At 41.4% G+C, this 16,570-nt stretch carries 17 protein-coding genes; 5 read left to right on the plus strand and 12 right to left on the minus strand.

Going from position 1 to position 16,570, the window contains the following annotated elements; genetic code table 11:
- Nucleotides 1-43: 43 nt before the first annotated feature.
- Complete coding sequence (gene gldB, locus ACFFGT_RS16455) at nucleotides 44-1,081, plus strand: gliding motility lipoprotein GldB (protein WP_377023617.1); 1,038 nt, start codon at nucleotides 44-46, stop codon at nucleotides 1,079-1,081.
- Nucleotides 1,082-1,148: 67 nt separating this feature from the next.
- On the opposite strand, the gene ACFFGT_RS16460 is transcribed toward gldB, so the two are convergent.
- A complete protein-coding gene (locus tag ACFFGT_RS16460) occupies nucleotides 1,149-1,346 on the minus strand; it encodes a hypothetical protein (RefSeq protein ID WP_377023618.1) in 198 nt (65 codons plus the stop codon).
- 61 nt (nucleotides 1,347-1,407) lie between these two features.
- Nucleotides 1,408-2,298 (minus strand): DUF4349 domain-containing protein, encoded by an 891-nt coding sequence (locus ACFFGT_RS16465; protein WP_377023619.1) that lies wholly within the window; start codon nucleotides 2,296-2,298, stop codon nucleotides 1,408-1,410.
- Nucleotides 2,299-2,588: 290 nt separating this feature from the next.
- Between ACFFGT_RS16465 and ACFFGT_RS16470 the strand changes: the two genes are divergently transcribed.
- On the plus strand, nucleotides 2,589-4,121 hold the full coding sequence (locus tag ACFFGT_RS16470; RefSeq protein ID WP_377023620.1) for a WG repeat-containing protein: 1,533 nt from the start codon (nucleotides 2,589-2,591) through the stop codon (nucleotides 4,119-4,121).
- Between the two features lie 181 nt (nucleotides 4,122-4,302).
- Here the strand turns inward: ACFFGT_RS16470 and ACFFGT_RS16475 are convergent, their stop codons facing one another.
- On the minus strand, nucleotides 4,303-4,473 hold the full coding sequence (locus ACFFGT_RS16475; protein WP_377023621.1) for a hypothetical protein: 171 nt from the start codon (nucleotides 4,471-4,473) through the stop codon (nucleotides 4,303-4,305).
- A gap of 336 nt (nucleotides 4,474-4,809) precedes the next feature.
- Between ACFFGT_RS16475 and ACFFGT_RS16480 the strand changes: the two genes are divergently transcribed.
- Nucleotides 4,810-5,670 (plus strand): alpha/beta fold hydrolase, encoded by an 861-nt coding sequence (locus ACFFGT_RS16480; RefSeq protein ID WP_377023622.1) that lies wholly within the window; start codon nucleotides 4,810-4,812, stop codon nucleotides 5,668-5,670.
- Nucleotides 5,671-5,722: 52 nt separating this feature from the next.
- On the opposite strand, the gene ACFFGT_RS16485 is transcribed toward ACFFGT_RS16480, so the two are convergent.
- From ACFFGT_RS16485 to atpB, 8 genes are all read right to left on the minus strand, one after another.
- On the minus strand, nucleotides 5,723-6,106 hold the full coding sequence (locus ACFFGT_RS16485) for a hypothetical protein (protein ID WP_377023623.1): 384 nt from the start codon (nucleotides 6,104-6,106) through the stop codon (nucleotides 5,723-5,725).
- Nucleotides 6,107-6,230: 124 nt separating this feature from the next.
- Nucleotides 6,231-7,523 (minus strand): hypothetical protein, encoded by a 1,293-nt coding sequence (locus tag ACFFGT_RS16490; RefSeq protein ID WP_377023624.1) that lies wholly within the window; start codon nucleotides 7,521-7,523, stop codon nucleotides 6,231-6,233.
- Between the two features lie 143 nt (nucleotides 7,524-7,666).
- Nucleotides 7,667-8,554: an ATP synthase F1 subunit gamma gene (atpG, locus tag ACFFGT_RS16495; RefSeq protein ID WP_377023625.1), complete on the minus strand. Its 888-nt coding sequence runs from the start codon at nucleotides 8,552-8,554 to the stop codon at nucleotides 7,667-7,669.
- Nucleotides 8,555-8,686: 132 nt separating this feature from the next.
- Entirely contained in the window at nucleotides 8,687-10,261 is a 1,575-nt protein-coding gene (gene atpA, locus ACFFGT_RS16500) for a F0F1 ATP synthase subunit alpha (protein ID WP_377023626.1), read from the minus strand.
- Nucleotides 10,262-10,303: 42 nt separating this feature from the next.
- The gene (atpH, locus tag ACFFGT_RS16505) at nucleotides 10,304-10,846 is read right to left on the minus strand and encodes an ATP synthase F1 subunit delta (protein WP_377023627.1); all 543 of its coding nucleotides are present in this window, start codon (nucleotides 10,844-10,846) and stop codon (nucleotides 10,304-10,306) included.
- A gap of 121 nt (nucleotides 10,847-10,967) precedes the next feature.
- Nucleotides 10,968-11,459, minus strand: coding sequence for a F0F1 ATP synthase subunit B (gene atpF, locus ACFFGT_RS16510; protein WP_377023628.1), 492 nt, complete (start codon nucleotides 11,457-11,459; stop codon nucleotides 10,968-10,970).
- Nucleotides 11,460-11,571: 112 nt separating this feature from the next.
- On the minus strand, nucleotides 11,572-11,781 hold the full coding sequence (atpE, locus tag ACFFGT_RS16515; protein ID WP_110585792.1) for an ATP synthase F0 subunit C: 210 nt from the start codon (nucleotides 11,779-11,781) through the stop codon (nucleotides 11,572-11,574).
- Between the two features lie 47 nt (nucleotides 11,782-11,828).
- Nucleotides 11,829-12,890 carry a F0F1 ATP synthase subunit A gene (gene atpB / locus ACFFGT_RS16520; RefSeq protein WP_377023629.1) on the minus strand — a complete coding sequence of 354 codons (1,062 nt, stop codon included), beginning with the start codon at nucleotides 12,888-12,890 and terminating at the stop codon, nucleotides 11,829-11,831.
- Between the two features lie 174 nt (nucleotides 12,891-13,064).
- Here atpB and ACFFGT_RS16525 point away from each other — a divergent pair, with 174 nt between their 5' ends.
- The gene (locus tag ACFFGT_RS16525; protein ID WP_377023630.1) at nucleotides 13,065-13,316 is read left to right on the plus strand and encodes a hypothetical protein; all 252 of its coding nucleotides are present in this window, start codon (nucleotides 13,065-13,067) and stop codon (nucleotides 13,314-13,316) included.
- Here ACFFGT_RS16525 and ACFFGT_RS16530 read toward each other — a convergent pair.
- Nucleotides 13,306-13,536 carry an AtpZ/AtpI family protein gene (locus ACFFGT_RS16530; protein WP_377023631.1) on the minus strand — a complete coding sequence of 77 codons (231 nt, stop codon included), beginning with the start codon at nucleotides 13,534-13,536 and terminating at the stop codon, nucleotides 13,306-13,308. The two genes, ACFFGT_RS16525 and ACFFGT_RS16530, sit on opposite strands and share 11 nt — an antisense overlap.
- Before the next feature lie 45 nt (nucleotides 13,537-13,581).
- On the opposite strand from ACFFGT_RS16530, the gene porW reads away from it, so the two are divergent.
- Nucleotides 13,582-16,569 carry a type IX secretion system periplasmic lipoprotein PorW/SprE gene (porW, locus tag ACFFGT_RS16535; RefSeq protein ID WP_377023632.1) on the plus strand — a complete coding sequence of 996 codons (2,988 nt, stop codon included), beginning with the start codon at nucleotides 13,582-13,584 and terminating at the stop codon, nucleotides 16,567-16,569.
- Nucleotide 16,570 lies beyond the last annotated feature (1 nt).

The raw sequence follows: 16,570 nt of genomic DNA on the forward strand, positions 1-16,570 counted from the left end.
AACATTAATGCAAATAAAATTACTTTTGCCTTAAAGGATAAAGATGAACCCTACCCGGTATATAGCAAAGCAAATTTACTTAATTTTTTCCATCGGCCTGATATTAAGCGCCTGTACCCGCAACAAAAAAATTGATGTAAGCAATATCAATCTCGAAGTTAAGATTGAACGGTTTGATCATGATTTTGATGCCATGCGCAGTAAACCAATGGCTTTACAGGCCGCATACCTGCAAAAACAGTACGGCAACTTTTATCCCGATTTTATTGAACGCATTTTACAGGTTGGCAGTACTAAGGATACCACTTATTTTAAAGTACTGCAACAGGTGTTTGCCGGCAAAGCCTATAACGACCTGAAACATGATGCCGATGCCGCCTTCCCCAATATGGATCAGCAGAATGCCAGCCTTACCGAAGCATTTAAGCACATTAAATATTATTACCCGCAAAAACGCCTGCCGCGGGTATATGCCTACATTTCGGGCTTCCAGGCGCAAACTACTATTGGCGATGGTTATTTTGGAGTGGGGATAGATCTTTTCCTGGGTGCCGATTCGCGCTTTTACCCATCCCTTACCAATGCCTTTCCTCATTACCTGTCCAAATGGTTTGGCCCTGATAATATTACGCCGCGGGTAGTTGAAGGGATGGCCCGTGAGGATATGTTCCCCGAAGATGATAATGATAAGGCACTGCTTAATAAAATGATCTATAACGGCAAGATCATGTACTTTATGGACAGGGTACTGCCCGATGTGGCCGATAGCACCAAGATCCGCTATACTACCGAACAATTAAAATGGTGCCATGATTTTGAAGGCAAGATCTGGGGATATTTTTTAGAACAGAACCTGCTGTACGAAACCGATTACCAGAAAATTCAGAAATACCTTACAGAAGCCCCTTTCACCCCCGGGCTTGGCGAAAAGAATGAATCGGCCCCGAAGCTTGCTGTTTGGACAGGCTGGCAAATAGTAAAAAAATATATGGATAAGCACCCTGATGTTACTTTACCTCAGCTGATGGCCGACAAGGATGCTCAAAAGCTCCTGAACGAATCGGCGTATCATCCCAAATAAAAAGCACAAAAAAAGCGCCTTCAAAATGGAAGGCGCTTTTTTTATATCATTTCCCTGTTTAAGGGTTTTACTTCATAATTGAGAAAACACATTTCAACGCGATCAGGATACCAATGATCAGGATAACATTTGAAATAGATGTATACATGAAGCCTGAGTTAACATCGCCGGCAAAACGCAGGTACACGCCTACTATACCGATAATTATAGCTACAGTTAATAATTTGTAGTGACCTTCTGCGTTAGCATTTTCCATTGATTCCATGGTACCGATTTTTAATGTTTGCGCAAAAATAGAAATGTTTACTGAAAAAGCGATAAAGTTTTTATGATTTTATACCGCTTACAAACCATGCAGGGTGTTTACGCCTGTAATAGCGGTACAGCATCCATAAAGCTACCGCCAGCACGATAAATACCCAGATGTTGGCCATGCCCAGCATAAACTCAATAAACAGCGCCCAGCCGTTGCTCAGGGCTATGGCCAAACGCTTAAAGAAAGGCAGTTGGTAAGCCGAAGGATCGTCATTGGCAATGGTTTCCTGTACAATGGTATTGCTTTGGTAAAAGCTTAGGGTTACGGTGCTGTATTTAACTTCGGCATCGGTACGCATGTTGCCAATTTGCTGGTCAACCATATCATCCTTCAGCAGCATTACGTTAACGGGATTTTTGATGATCACCTTGCCTTGTTTTTGCTGAGCTACCAGTTCCTGCCGGTTTTTGAGTTTTAGCTTTTCCGAAAGATAATCGAGCGTTCGGTCTTCAATATCCATTTTACGCATGGTAACGTACATACCCATGTGGGCTACTTCGGTCATGTAATCCTCCAGCTTGTCTGAAGGTATACGCACGGTCATATCGGCATTGGTGCTAAAAGCCGAAACCCGCTTAACCGAATCATTGCTGATGCGGATATCTTCGCTCTTTTCAATATTGGCCTGCATTTGGTGGTGCATCACCATGCCGTTGCTCCTGGCGGTAAGTGCGGCAATGGCATCGCCGGTTTGCTGAACGCTTTTTACTTTAAAGCGCATATCAGCAGTTTTTACCAGTTTGGTGGATGTTGTTTCTAACGAGGTACTATCCGCATTGGCCAACGCAGCGTCGGTTTTTGATACAGCCTTTTCATCACGAATGGCTTCATAGTTTGAGCCTTTACATGCGCCCAGCAGCAATACGCCCGCCAGCAACGCCAGGAATAATTTTGTTTTCATAACTGTTTAATTTTCTTTGGTATACATTGATACCGGAGAATGGCAGGAGGTAACCCTGGCGAGTGATTTTTGTTGGATTAGGTTGATTTTGACGATGGAGGTTTGTGAGGAAAGTTGAAAATGCTACGCAAGCAGAATGCTTGCTTTATTTTAAGACGAAGCGCTATCGTTAAACTTCGACCCAAAAGGTAAAATCAAAAAACATAAGTGTAATCATATATAGTCACAAGTTTATTGTACTATAATAAATATGTATTACTTTGCACCAACCTTAAACTTCAACAAATCTCATGTTGTATTCTCCAACTTTATCGTTAAAAAAATCAAAATTTCTAATAAGCCTTCTTCTTTCCGCTATATTATGCTTCCTTAATATAACTAATACAGCTGCCCAAACATTTTTAGTCGATAACAGGGGCTATATCGCCGATCCCAAATTTCATCAGGTAATCAAAGAAAAAGGCTACTCGTTGGTGAGTGCTTTTGATACTATTTTGAGAAAACCAGTTATTATGGCTGCAACAGCCATCAAAAATGGCCAGGAGATTCGTATTAATACCAAAGGTGAGCTTTTTGATGTTAAAACCTTAAAACCTTACTATAACATCCCCCCTTCAACTTCCGGATCCCCATCCAGTGACATCCCGATAGCTGGGTCCGGCAACGATTCGAAAGAGCAATATGAGAGCATATTCGAAAACCATAAAATAGGTACCCGTAATAAAACAACACACAAACAAGGGCTGCCTATTATTTACGATGGCATTACCTGGACTAACCATGGCGGCATTTTGTACATCAAGCAAGATGGAAAAACGGGTGTAGCAAAAACGAATGGCACAGTTTTGCTTAAACCTACCTATGAGGATATTGAAGACTTTGGTGGCAGTGGCGATAACCCACCATCTATCTATCAAATTTATGGTAATGATCACAAAATGGGCTTGATGGATAGAAATTTCAAGGAAATACTTGCCCCAACTTATGATTATATCAAAAGTTGCTTCTCCTGTTCAGCTTCTGAGAACTTATTGATCATAAGTTTGAATCGAAAACAAGGCATCGCGAACAAACAAGGAAAAATAGTTATACCACCAACTTTCGACAGAATAGAAGGTTTAGGTGGGGGCCATTCCTTGGTGGTTACCAATAGTAAACTAAGCGGTTTGATTGATACTAACGGTAAAGTATTACTCAACTTAGACTATACTAAAATCGGCCGACCAATATTAGGAAGCTATATAGATTTGATGAAAGATAACTTGCATGGCATGGCCGATGATTACGGCAATGTAATTGTTCAGCCCATGTTTAAAAATATTTATCCGTTCAATAAAGGCATGGCAATAGTTCAAATTGCTAACTACGCTGAAGGAATGATAAACAAAGATGGGAAATTTATTATACCTGCAGAATACCAACATTTGAATCGCATAGGGAATTATATAATCACATACAAAGCAGGGAAATATGGAATATTAAACTTGTCAGGCAGTCCTGTTCTCAATGCAGTTTACGATGATCTGCGTCCGGTAGATGGGGTATTCTTTTTTAAACAGGATGGTAAATCCGGTTTAATAGATACCAAGGGCAAAATATTACAAATTTACAATTTCACAGACGCTGTATTTGATAGCGGATATCTTATTATTAAAAAAGACAATAAGTTTGGGGTGGCGAATCTTCAGGGTAAAATAATAATCCCGACAAAATATGATCGCTTTATAGAGAACAGTGATATATTACGTGACGGCACTGCAATCGCAAAATTAAACGGACGAGTTTGCCGGGTTGATATGTATGGCAACGAATTTTACCAATAAATTGGAAGTTGTTAATATAATTTTCATAGTTCTGTTTTGGTAGAAGTTATATTGACACTAAACCTTGAACGATAGAAAACTAATATACTACCAACAATCATTATTCCTCCACTCAACAGCCATAGACAGTATCCCAATTTATAACTAATTATTTGGGAGTAATTCCCGGCCTCATCTGAGATTATCCCAGCTTGGTGGGAGATTTTTCTACCGAAGCACTATCCGCACTGACCGTCACCGTATCAGCAGCAGATGCTTTGTCTTCTCTCAGTTGTTCGTACTTTGAACTACGCCCACATGCGCCCAGCAGCAATACGCCCGCCAGCAACGCCAGGAATAATTTTGTTTTCATAACTGTTTAATTTTCTTTGGTATACATTGACACCGGAGAATGGCAAGAGGTAACCCTGAGCGGTAATTTTTCTGAACCATGATTTATGGGATTAAAGGATTGGCAGGATTGATAAGCAAATTTCAGAAATTCTTTAATTCGATAAATTCCGGTTTCAGACACAAAAAATTGCTTTGAACAGCAAGTGTATAAATTGCATGCTGCCACAAGCCGGGAGGCTTACGGCAGCCGTAATGCAACAAAATCAAAAGGAATTGCAACATTCCCGATGTTTTTTCATTTTCTATTTAAGTTTATTTGTAATCATAACCTTCAACCTAAGATTGATTAATTAAGATGAAAATATCATTAAAACTATCGTTACTTTTTACATTGCTAACGACATGCGCTTTTGGACAATCTGCTTTACCGCTCTGGAAAACATTGCCTGAGCCGCCCCCTATGCCAAAGGCCGACGAAAGCGGTCTGGCACCGGTGAACAACATTAATCTTTACTATGCAATTTATAATGAACACGGGAAAGATCCGGTAATACTGTTACATGGCGCATTCGTTAGTTCGGACGAGTGGGGTTTTGAAGTCCCGCTCTTATCAAAAAAACACAAGGTGATCGTAGTTGACAGCCGTGGCCACGGACGAAGCACTTTGGGGTCATTACCGCTTACTTACAATTTAATGTCTTCGGATGTGTTGCAGTTAATGAATTACCTCAAAATAAATAAAACATCTATTGTAGGCTGGAGCGATGGCGGGATTATAGGAATGGTCCTGGCTATTCACTATCCTGAACGGATAAACAAACTTTTCACTTTCGGCTCAAATTATAACCTTTCGGGCTATAAAGATGAACCGTCTGACACATCGTTGGCAAAACGTTTCATGGCCAGGGCAGCGGCAAACTACCGAAGACTCTCCCCAACGCCTGATGACTTTGGCAAACTGAAAGCCGCATTAGGCAAAATGTACAGTACCGAACCAGATTTAAACCCAGCAGACCTTAAAACAATTAAAGCCCCAACCGCTATTGCCTGCGGGCAGTACGAACAGTTTATTAAAGCCGGACATTTTAAAGAATTATCAGAGCTTATCCCTTCGGCAAAATTGATCATCATTCCAAATGTAAGTCATGGCGGACCGTTGCAAAATCCGGTGGCGTTTCATCGGGTTGTATCAGGTTTGCTTGAGGGTGCTAAGTAGACTTATATGGGGCAAAGTTACCCTATCACAAACCTTCTATCAGCAACTGTTACTAAAACTTCTTTTTCAAAATACGTTTTTCCCGCAGTAATTGTGCTATAAAAAAAGACACTATTCCAACTGCAAATATCCATTCACCATATTCAATCGTCCAATAAATAAATGGACTGCTAATGATCAGCCATTCTGCTATTAACTTTAATTTAAGATTATTCCTGTTAGGAATTATTAGTATCAAGTCCAACACAACTAATGCAACTATAAAAAAGGCCCAAAACATTAATCCATAACCGATAACAGAAAACACACCAACAACGATGGCCTGAAAAATATTGTAAGATAAGTTGGCATGAGTTAAAGTCAAGACAACCGCAAACAGGAATACGCTTCCAAAAACACCTAAAAGGTTAATCCAATTTGTTAATATAATTTTCATGAATGTTCACTCTATTTTGGAACGGAGTTATGTTATCGTCAGACTTCGACCAGTGTTCGGATTTTAAGAAAAAGATTTGTGTCAAATAAATAATGAACGCTGTAATATTAAAACCCAATTCAAATTATTTATGATCAATAATTGCTATTGAGGTTGCATTTGTTCCTTTAGGCCCAGATAATTTAATAAGATTGCCATTAAGCCAATACACAGGAATATAGTCATAATAATTATAACTTAAATAACTTGCCCCCACAATATAGATGTCCTTTCCTTGCGATGCAATTTCCATCGCCATTGCATTTTGTGCTAATTCCGTTTGAAGTCCATTCTTCCAGTATGCAGCTGTATAGGTTCCTTTAGCCAAATCAGTTCCAGTAATATACACATCAGATCCAACAACTGTCATTGAACTATAAGCATCCTCATTTGCACTTGCATTAATTATAGAATTTGCTACATCGTTTTTCCAATAAACCAGATAATGATTATTGGTATATATTGAACCGCACATAAATAAGTCATTTCCCTGAAAAAACAAGGAATTGACACTATAAACAATTTTTTCCTTAGATAACATAAAAACCGATCCGTCACCATTCCAAACTATAGGCGAGCTACCGGTGCCATTTGATCCAATTGTTTTGCCGAATATATACACCTTGTTATTATATACTATTACCCCCTTTGGTACAGCTTTCCCGTTAATATCCAAGGGATTAGGTAAGGTCATGATATTTCCATTTTTCCAAACTGTTGGGTGTATATCATTAGGGTCTAACTCGCTGAAAGTTGTCCCGACAACATAAACATCGGTTCCGGATACAGCAATGGCTGAAGTTTCGCCACTCCCATTTGAAAGCAAATGCTTGACTCCGTTCCTCCAATATCCTGGCTTGTAATAAGCCCCGATATCACTAATTGAACCTGCCACATAGACATCTTTACCTTGCACAAAAATATCTGTTCCTAACCCGTGCCCTTCCAGATAATTAATATTCCCATTCTTCCAATATACTCCCGACAAATTACCATCCGCAGTCACGTAACTACTTCCGGCTATGTAAATATTGGGCAACACAGTAAAAGTAGTTTTTGCCGAAGCAGCAGTGTAGTTTTTTGTAGCAGTCTGTGTAACCGTTATATTTACTGTACCCACGCCTGTGATATGTATTGTATTACCTTTTACAGTGGCAACAGCAGGATCATCGCTGATATATGAAAAGTCAGCGTTACTGTTGCTACCCGGGGCTAAAATGGTAAAGTCAACGTCATCAATATATTTAGATGGGATAGTAAAATTTGAAATAGTAACTGATGTTGGCGCAGGAATTTGCGGTGTTGGATTATTCTTTTTTGAACAGCCGTATATAATAAAGCATAAAAGTAAAAACGCAGCAAGGCTTTCGAATTTCATGTGGTAAGGTTTCGTTAAAACAAATATATTAATTAACTATGATATATCTCCACGGAATCATCCGATACTCAAAATTGAATTGTAACCCAACAAAAAAGGCCTCCCTCCCGGAAAGCCTTTTCAATATAAAAATACGGTTAAACTTAGTTACCGCCTGAAAGGGCTGCTGCACCACTCACAATCTCGGTAAGCTCGGTAGTGATGGCTGCCTGGCGGGCCTGGTTGTATGAAAGCTTTAATGATTTCAAAAGCTCACCGGCATTTTCGGTTGCTTTATCCATTGCTGTCATACGGGCGCCGTGTTCAGATGCGTTTGAATCCAATACAGCGCGATACAGTTGAATTTTGATATTTTTAGGTATCAGTTGCTCAACTATTTCCTGTTGTGATGGCTCAAGGATGTAATCAACATTAGCTGCCTTTACTTCTTCCTTCTTTTCAGGTTTAGGCACCGGCAATAACTGCTCTGCTACCTGGTATTGTACAGCCGCGTTGCGGAAATGGTTATACACCAGTTCCACGCGGTCGTAATCGCCGTTAACAAAGCCCTGCATAATGCTTTCGGTAATTTTTGAAGCATTTTCGAAGTTAAGGTTAAGGTACAGGTCGTTATTGTTACCAATTACGTTGTACTTACGCCTTTGATAAAACTCCTGGCTTTTTTTACCTATAGCAACTATCGAAACATCACCGGCGGCAAGTTGCTTTGAATATTTCTCGGCAATAAGGTTGTTAGCCATTTTAATAACGTTAGCGTTAAAAGCACCGGCCAAACCACGGTTTGATGATACCACAACTACCAACACACGTACCGGCTCGCGCTCCTGCAGGTATGGTGAAGTATTATCTTCCAAACTTGCAGATAGGTTAGCCAGCAGGTCCTTTAGCTTGTTGGCATAAGGGCGCAGCTGAATAATAGCGTTGGTAGCACGTTTCAACTTAGCAGCCGAAACCATTTTCATGGCTTTGGTGATCTGCTGGGTTGATGATACAGACTTGATCCTGTTTCTTACTTCTTTTAAATTAGCCATTCTTTACGATGTGCAAATTTTAGATGTGTAGATGTGCAAATTGCCCACCACACGATTATTTAAATTAAAATCAATTTGAGAGATATGCTAATCTGCACATTTGCACATCAGCATATCTGCACATCAAAAAGATTAATACCTTCCTACAAGTTCTTTAGCTACTGTTTCCAGTACGCCGGTAAGCTGGTCATCAAATTTACCTGCTTTAAGGGCAGCTAAAACTTCCGGATGACGGGCTTCTAACTGGTCGGTAAATTCTGTTTCAAATTCCCTTACTTTGTTTACAGGTACGTTACGCATCAGGTTTTTAGTACCCAGGTAAATGATAGCAACTTGTTTTTCAACAGATACCGGTGAGTATTGACCTTGTTTCAGGATCTCTACGTTACGGATACCTTTGTCCAGCACGTTTTTGGTTGAAGCGTCCAAATCCGAACCGAATTTTGAGAAAGCCTCAAGCTCACGGAACTGCGCCTGGTCAAGTTTCAAGGTACCGGCAACTTTCTTCATTGATTTGATCTGCGCGTTACCACCTACACGTGATACCGAAATACCTACGTTAATAGCCGGACGAACACCTGCGTTAAACAAGTTTGATTCAAGGAAGATCTGACCATCGGTAATTGAAATTACGTTGGTTGGGATATATGCAGATACGTCACCAGCCTGTGTTTCAATGATAGGTAATGCTGTTAATGAACCACCACCTTTAACAATACCCCTGATTGACTCAGGCAGGTCATTCATTTGCTGCGCGATAGAATCATTTGCGTTGATTTTAGCTGCACGCTCTAATAAACGGCTGTGCAGGTAAAATACGTCACCAGGATAAGCCTCACGGCCCGGTGGACGACGTAATAACAACGATACCTCACGGTAAGCAACCGCCTGTTTTGACAAGTCATCATAGATGATCAAAGCAGGGCGACCTGTATCACGGAAGTACTCGCCGATAGCAGCGCCGGCAAACGGAGCAAAGAACTGCATGGTAGCAGAGTCTGATGCGTTTGCAGCAACGATGATTGAGTAAGGCATAGCACCGTTCTCTTCAAGCGTACGAACGATGTTGGCAACAGTTGATGCTTTTTGTCCGCAGGCTACATATATACAGATAACAGGCTTGCCTGCATCATAAAATTCTTTTTGGTTGATGATGGTATCGATACAAACCGCAGTTTTACCGGTTTGACGGTCACCGATAACCAACTCACGCTGGCCACGGCCGATAGGGATCATCGCGTCGATAGCTTTGATACCGGTTTGTAATGGCTCGGTTACCGGCTGACGGTAAATTACACCCGGAGCTTTACGCTCAAGCGGCATCTCGTAAGTTTGACCGGTGATTGGGCCTTTACCATCAATAGGGGCACCTAAGGTATCAACAACACGGCCAAGCATGCCTTCGCCTACGTTAATTGATGCAATCCTGTTGGTACGTTTAACGGTATCACCTTCTTTAATATCGTCAGACCTGCCTAACAATACCACACCCACGTTATCTTCTTCAAGGTTAAGTACGATGCCTTGCAATCCTGTGCCAAACTCAACTAACTCGCCCGACTGTACTTTAGTTAATCCATAAACGCGTGCGATACCGTCACCCACCTGGAGTACAGTACCCACTTCTTCTAATTCAGATTCTGACTTGAAGCCGGCCAACTGCTGACGCAAAATTGCTGATACTTCGTCTGGTCTTACCTCTACCATTGTTTAAAATTTATTTAGAGTTTTACTTTTAATACTTATTAATTATGCTTGAACAGCAAATTCTTTTTTCAATTTTTTCAGGCTTGCAGCAATGCTGGTATCAACCTGCCTGTCGCCAACGGTTAAAACAAAACCGCCTATCAATGCCGGATCAACTTTAGCATCCAATACAACAGTGCCGCCAATGCTTTGCTGCAGCTCTGCAATCAGGGTTGCTTTATTAGCTGCAGAAAGTTCCGTAGCCGATGTAACATTAGCTTTGGTGATGTGGTTTTTAAAGTTGTACTGGTTAATGTACTCGCCTGCAGTAAAGTATAATACTTCACCCCGGCCTTTGTTAATCATCAGCTTAAAGAAAGCGAGCGTAGTTTTGTTAACCTTATTTAAAAATATCTCATCAAGGATCTTGATCTTTTTTGAGTGAGATATAATAGGATTAGCCAATACTGCTACCAGTTCGGGGCTGCCCTTCAGGGTTTTTAAAAAAAGGTCCATATCGGCTTTGATCTCCGGAACAGTTCCTTGTTCCTGGGCAAGATCAATGATCGATTTGGCGTACCTGGTTGCTACCGTGATTTCTGACATGTTTTTTTATTTCGGATTTCGAATTTTCGATTTCGGAATTTTCAATTTGAATTAAAGAGATTTAAACCTGGATGCTGAGCCGGAATTAAATCCGAAATCCAACATCTCAAATCCGGAATCCTTATAACTTCACTTCTTTTAATAACTGGCTCACCAGTTCGTCTTGCTGCTGCTGATCTTCAAACTGCTTGCGAAGGATCTTCTCGGCAATCTGTAATGATAATGTAGCAACCTGGTTTTTAACATCCGCCAAAGCAATAGCTTTCTGGTTGTTGATTTCAACACGGGCAAGCTCAATCATCCGTGCACCTTCTTTGTGTGCAATTTCTTTAGCATCAGATACTATTTGCTCTTTGGCTTTACGGGCTTCAGATAATATCAGGTCGCGCTCTGCACGGGCTTGTTTAATCAATGATTCGTTTTCATTGGTTAAACGGCTCATTTCTTCTTTGGCAGCTTCGGCTTTTAACAAAGCATCTTCAATTGAACGCTCACGTTCGCCAATGGCGGCCATGATTGGTTTCCAGGCAAATGCCCTCAGTAAAATAAGTAAGAGTAAAAAGGTTACGGTTGTCCATACAACCAAACCCCAATCAGGCATTACTAAATCCATCTTTTATATAATTGTTGTGACTATAGTTCTAATTAACGTTATTCATTCAGATAAAAACCGGGGTGTAACCAACCGTTACACGGCCCGGTTTTTATTTTTTTAAAGGGTAAAATTATTTGTTACCCAAAAGTGCAACGATCACACCGAAAAGAGCAACACCTTCAACAAGTGCAGCAGCGATGATCATGGCAGTCTGAATTTTTGAAGCAGCTTCCGGCTGACGAGAGATACCTTCCATCGCTTTACCACCGATTTGACCGATACCAATACCTGCACCGATAACTGCTAAACCTGCACCTAATGCAGCAATACTTCCAACCATTGTTTTTAAATTTAAATGAATATAGTGTTATTATTAATTACAAATTATTAATGATGATGCTCCTCAACAGCGCTGCCAATAAACAACGCGGTAAGCATTGTAAAGATGAAAGCCTGCAGGAAAGCTACCAGCAGCTCCAGCACATCGATAAACAAAGCGAAGGCTATTGATACCGGCGATACCCAAAGTGTTTGGAATATGAAGATCAATGAGATCAGCGCCAGTACGATAACGTGGCCTGCCATGATGTTGGCAAACAAACGCACCATTAACGCAAAAGGCTTTGAAATGATACCGGCAAGCTCAACCACCCACATGATAGGGTAAAGCCAAAACGGAACGTCAGGAGCAAAAATGTGTTTCCAGTAGTATTTGTTACCGTTAAAGTTAACCACAATAAGGGTGATAACCGCAAGCACCATGGTTACAGCAATGTTACCGGTAAGGTTTGAGCCTCCGGGAAAAAACGGCACCATACCAATCAGGTTATTGATCAGGATAAAGAAGAACATAGTTAACAGCAAAGGCATAAACTTTGCATACTTGTAACCAATGTTTGGCAAAGCCACTTCATCGCGGATAAACAGGATCAGCGGCTCAAGCAACGACTGTAAACCTTTTGGCGCTTTACCCACACGTTTTTTGTACGATGATGCCACACTTCCAAATATGATGAGCAGTAATATTACCGACATCCACATTGAAAACACGTTGCGGGTAATTGACAGATCAAAAATCTTTGCGGTTTCATCAACGGTTTTACCATCGGCGCCAACAACTTTAATTTTGTCTTTAACTAAAGCATAAGTGTGGTATTTGCCCTGGTGAGTTTTTTCACCATGTTCAAATTCTGAAGCAGAGAAAACTTCCAGTCCGCCATCTGTATAAAGGATAACAGGCAAGCCGAAAGCAACCTTCCCACCTACGTGAAAATAGTGCGAATCGGCAATGTGTTCAAGGATGGCTTCATTAGGGTCAAACTTTTCCTTTTCTTTACTTTCAACACTTGTTGATGACTCATTTTTTTCCTGTGCGGCGTTGGCCTTCACAGTTACAAATAGCGAAAAAACGCTTAAAATGATACCTAAGGTGATTTTTTTTGAGTTCAAAAGAGGGCTAAAATCCATTAACAGAGAGATTTTTACTTTAAATTTTGGTTGCGCAAGGTACGTAACAAACCGTAAATTTCAAAGACGAGATTAAAGAAATATACGTAAAAAAAATTGGCAATAAATATCACTCCATTTACTTGGATTTTAAGCAAAAAAAACAGGCAAAAAAACATGCAGGTCAAAAGCTTGATCATGGTTGCCCCCAGGAACGTTTGGGCATATATTTCCTTGTTGATTCTGGTTACTATCAATACCGAAATGGTGGTAATAAATGTAAGCCCGGTTATAAAGCCAAATATCATCCAGAAATGCGGATCGATCCAGTTAGCATGCGTCGATCTGCTTAACAGCAATGGCGGCACAGCTATGATAACAGCAAGCAGCAGGAACGATAAAATAAAAGTATGGAGTTTCAATTTTTAACAGATCTGATAACAATAAACAAAGCGATGAAAACCCCCACGAGGGCCAGCACAGCAGTAGCCCATTTTACATCGTGCTTGCCGGCTTCATCAATTTTATAGCCCGCAAAGGTAAAAATGCCAATAATAGCAACCATCTGGAAACCGATGCTGCTATACTTAGCATAAGCGCTTAAAGGCTTATCCACATCCTCTTCGTTATTTTGTTCATTTTTCGGCATGCGCAAATTTATTAAACCTATTGTATAATCTTTAGTATTTTAGCAATGCTTTTAAACCATCGTATTGCATTGAGGCGATTATCATCATCCTATATATCAAACATCGGCATTTTTTTACTGTCTGCACTGATCCTGGGAGCGGCCGGTTGCTCGCTTGAAAAACAAAGCGGGTTTAACCGCACCATGCAAAACCTTACTGCTCATTACAATATATTATTCAACGCCAATGAAATTTTAAGGCTTAAGCAGGAAAGCTACGCGGCTTCCTTTCCCGATGCCTACAGTGAACTACTAAATGTTTATCCTGATACCACCGTTCAAACCGGTACACCAGACAAGGATCTGGAGGAGGCTATTGTAAAAGCCAACAAGATCATCAGCATTAAAGAGCAAAGCCACTACCTGGGCGATGCCTACCTGGTGTTGGGTAAATCCCGCTACCTGGAGGCCAATTATTTTGATGCTGTTGAGTATTTCAATTATGTAACCCGCTCATTTGGCAAACAGGCCAATCTTAAACAGGAAGCTTTGGTGTGGAAAGCGCGCGGGCTTATGTACCTTAATCAGCTGCCTTTGGCCAAACTGGTAATTGATTCGACCCTACAGGATATCAACCCTAAAAAAAATGTTACTGCCGATGTTTACGCTACCAAACTGCAGTACGATATCATTACCCAAAACTACGCCGAAGCCGAAGAGATGGCTAAACAAGCTATTAAATATAGCTATATCAACAACCTCAAACTTCGCTGGACTTTTATCCTTGGCCAGTTGCAGGAGCTTAACCTTAAAGCCGGCGATGCCTATGAAAGCTATACCCGCGTAGTTAAAAGTAATGCCAGCTTTGAAATGGCTTTTAACGCCAACCTTAACCGCATTCGCATTCGCGACAATCAAAACGATGTTAAGGCCAATAAAATTGATCTGCTGCGCGCCCTGCTTAAAAATAGTGACAATACTGACTTTTACGACCAGATCTATTACCAGATAGGGGAACAGCAGTTTAAAGCTGGCGAGATTGACAATGCCCTGAAAAGCTACAAGAAATCGGTACGGGTAAGCACCAAAAATCAAAACCAAAAAGGCCTTTCATATCTCCGTATCGCCGATATCAACTTTAAAAACAAGGCCGATTATGCAAGTGCCAAACTTTATTATGATAGCACCCTTAACAACTTGTCGTTAAATTACCCGGGATACCAGCTCATCCGCAAAAAGGCTGATAACCTGCAAATCCTCACCCGCCTGCTCGAAACCATATCGCGCGAAGATACCCTGCAGATGCTTGCCGCTCTTGACGAAAAAACCCGCGACGCCCATATAGATGAGATGGTAGCCCGCAAAACACGTCAGCAGCAACAAGCTGCCATTGAGGCCAATGCCGGTGCTGCCAATAACGGAACCATGTCAAACTCCTTCGACAGGAATAACAATTCATCGGCCCAAAACAATAAAAACAGCGGCAGTACTTTTTATTTTTACAACAACAGCGCCGTAAGCCAGGGATATAACGACTTTAAGCGCTTATGGGGCAATCGTAAACTGGAGGACAACTGGCGACGCAGCAGGCGCTCGAACACGGGCATACCTACGGCTAATACCGGCATTGGCTCGCAGGTTAACGATCCGGATGCTCCCGTTGGCAGTGTTGCCTACAATACAACCAATGTATCTGCTGGCACTTACCGGCAGGACCTGGTTAAAAACCTGCCCCTCACGCCGGCCCTGCTACAGCAATCAAATTTCAGGATCTACAATGCCTATTTTGAAATGGCTAATTTTTATCGCGATGTATTGGAGGATAAAAAGGAAGCTATTGCCACCTACGAAGCTTTGCTTGCCCGTTTCCCGCAAAGCAGCGATAAGCCTTCTATTTATTATAACCTGTACAGGCTTTATGCAGATATCGACGCGGCTAAATCAACTGATTATAAAAACAGGCTTCTTAAAGAATACCCCGAAAGCGTGTTTGCCAAAGTTATCCTTGATCCGGATTATGCCCGTAAGCTGGCCGATGTAGATGCCGAATTTAATGGCTTTTATAACCAGGTTTACGATCTGTATGCCCAAAAACAATATACCCAGGTGATTGACAAAGCAAACGATCTGCTTAATAAATATCCTAACAACCGTTACGCAGCCCAACTGTATTACCTGAAGGCCATTGCCGCCGGCCATATGGAAAAGCTGCCACCTTTTCAAGCCGATCTGCAATTGATCGCCTCAAAATATCCGCAGGATAAGCTTATAGCCCCGCTGGTTAACCAACACCTTGCCTATATCGACTCAAACAAAGCCGAAATAGCCGCCCGCCCGGTTGTATTGTTTAATGATGACCCTAACGAGATCCCTTTTACCCCGCCGGTAGCTTACCAAAAACAAACAGAGTACCGTCCGCCGTATACCCCATCGTCCCAAAACATAACGCCCCAACAACGCCTGCCCGAACGGGATACGCGCGTAATAGCGGGGGCCAAAACATCGGCACCTCAAATTCAACAGGCGGCAACCCAACAGCCAAAACAACTTGCCATAGCGCAGATCCCTTTACCGCAGCATAAAATGCCGGATACTTCACGTGATCTTGCTGCACAACCTGTGCCAAAACAAAAAGACACCGTGGCCGGTGTAAGCCACGCAGCCATTGGTAACACCCCTGCTGTAAACTATATATTCAGTAAGCTCGATAGCAGCAATTATTACTTTGTGATAAATGTATCCAGCGGTACAACTAATCTGGCCTCAACGCGTTTTGGTGTAGGGCAGTTTAACCGTACGCGATATACACGCAGTGAAGTTATACACCACGTTAAGAGCGTTGGCGACAATAACCAGCTGATATACGTTGGCCGTTTTTACAGCCTTGCCGATGCTAAGGATTATGCACGTACCATTATACCCCTGCTGCCCGATATTATGAAGGTACCAAGGGATAAATACAGCTTTTTTATCATTACCAAAGAAAATCTGGATAAATTAGCAACCCAAAGTATATTGGATAGTTATTTTGACTACTACCAGAAATTTTATTAAA

This window comes from Mucilaginibacter angelicae (genome assembly GCF_042434235.1).
GTDB classification, from domain to species: Bacteria; Bacteroidota; Bacteroidia; order Sphingobacteriales; family Sphingobacteriaceae; genus Mucilaginibacter; species Mucilaginibacter angelicae.

What these genes read in the sequence shown, in the direction of transcription:
- ACFFGT_RS16485 (WP_377023623.1), bottom strand. Translation starts at nt 6,106, where the DNA reads ATGAAAATTATATTAACAAATTGGATTAACCTTTTAGGTGTTTTTGGA.
- ACFFGT_RS16530 (WP_377023631.1), bottom strand. Translation starts at nt 13,536, where the DNA reads ATGCCGAAAAATGAACAAAATAACGAAGAGGATGTGGATAAGCCTTTA.
- ACFFGT_RS16460 (WP_377023618.1), bottom strand. Translation starts at nt 1,346, where the DNA reads ATGGAATCAATGGAAAATGCTAACGCAGAAGGTCACTACAAATTATTA.
- atpG (WP_377023625.1), bottom strand. Translation starts at nt 8,554, where the DNA reads ATGGCTAATTTAAAAGAAGTAAGAAACAGGATCAAGTCTGTATCATCA.
- porW (WP_377023632.1), top strand. Translation starts at nt 13,582, where the DNA reads ATGCTTTTAAACCATCGTATTGCATTGAGGCGATTATCATCATCCTAT.
- ACFFGT_RS16470 (WP_377023620.1), top strand. Translation starts at nt 2,589, where the DNA reads ATGTTGTATTCTCCAACTTTATCGTTAAAAAAATCAAAATTTCTAATA.
- ACFFGT_RS16490 (WP_377023624.1), bottom strand. Translation starts at nt 7,523, where the DNA reads ATGAAATTCGAAAGCCTTGCTGCGTTTTTACTTTTATGCTTTATTATA.
- atpH (WP_377023627.1), bottom strand. Translation starts at nt 10,846, where the DNA reads ATGTCAGAAATCACGGTAGCAACCAGGTACGCCAAATCGATCATTGAT.
- ACFFGT_RS16480 (WP_377023622.1), top strand. Translation starts at nt 4,810, where the DNA reads ATGAAAATATCATTAAAACTATCGTTACTTTTTACATTGCTAACGACA.
- atpF (WP_377023628.1), bottom strand. Translation starts at nt 11,459, where the DNA reads ATGGATTTAGTAATGCCTGATTGGGGTTTGGTTGTATGGACAACCGTA.
- ACFFGT_RS16525 (WP_377023630.1), top strand. Translation starts at nt 13,065, where the DNA reads ATGCAGGTCAAAAGCTTGATCATGGTTGCCCCCAGGAACGTTTGGGCA.
- ACFFGT_RS16475 (WP_377023621.1), bottom strand. Translation starts at nt 4,473, where the DNA reads ATGAAAACAAAATTATTCCTGGCGTTGCTGGCGGGCGTATTGCTGCTG.
- atpE (WP_110585792.1), bottom strand. Translation starts at nt 11,781, where the DNA reads ATGGTTGGAAGTATTGCTGCATTAGGTGCAGGTTTAGCAGTTATCGGT.
- gldB (WP_377023617.1), top strand. Translation starts at nt 44, where the DNA reads ATGAACCCTACCCGGTATATAGCAAAGCAAATTTACTTAATTTTTTCC.
- atpA (WP_377023626.1), bottom strand. Translation starts at nt 10,261, where the DNA reads ATGGTAGAGGTAAGACCAGACGAAGTATCAGCAATTTTGCGTCAGCAG.
- ACFFGT_RS16465 (WP_377023619.1), bottom strand. Translation starts at nt 2,298, where the DNA reads ATGAAAACAAAATTATTCCTGGCGTTGCTGGCGGGCGTATTGCTGCTG.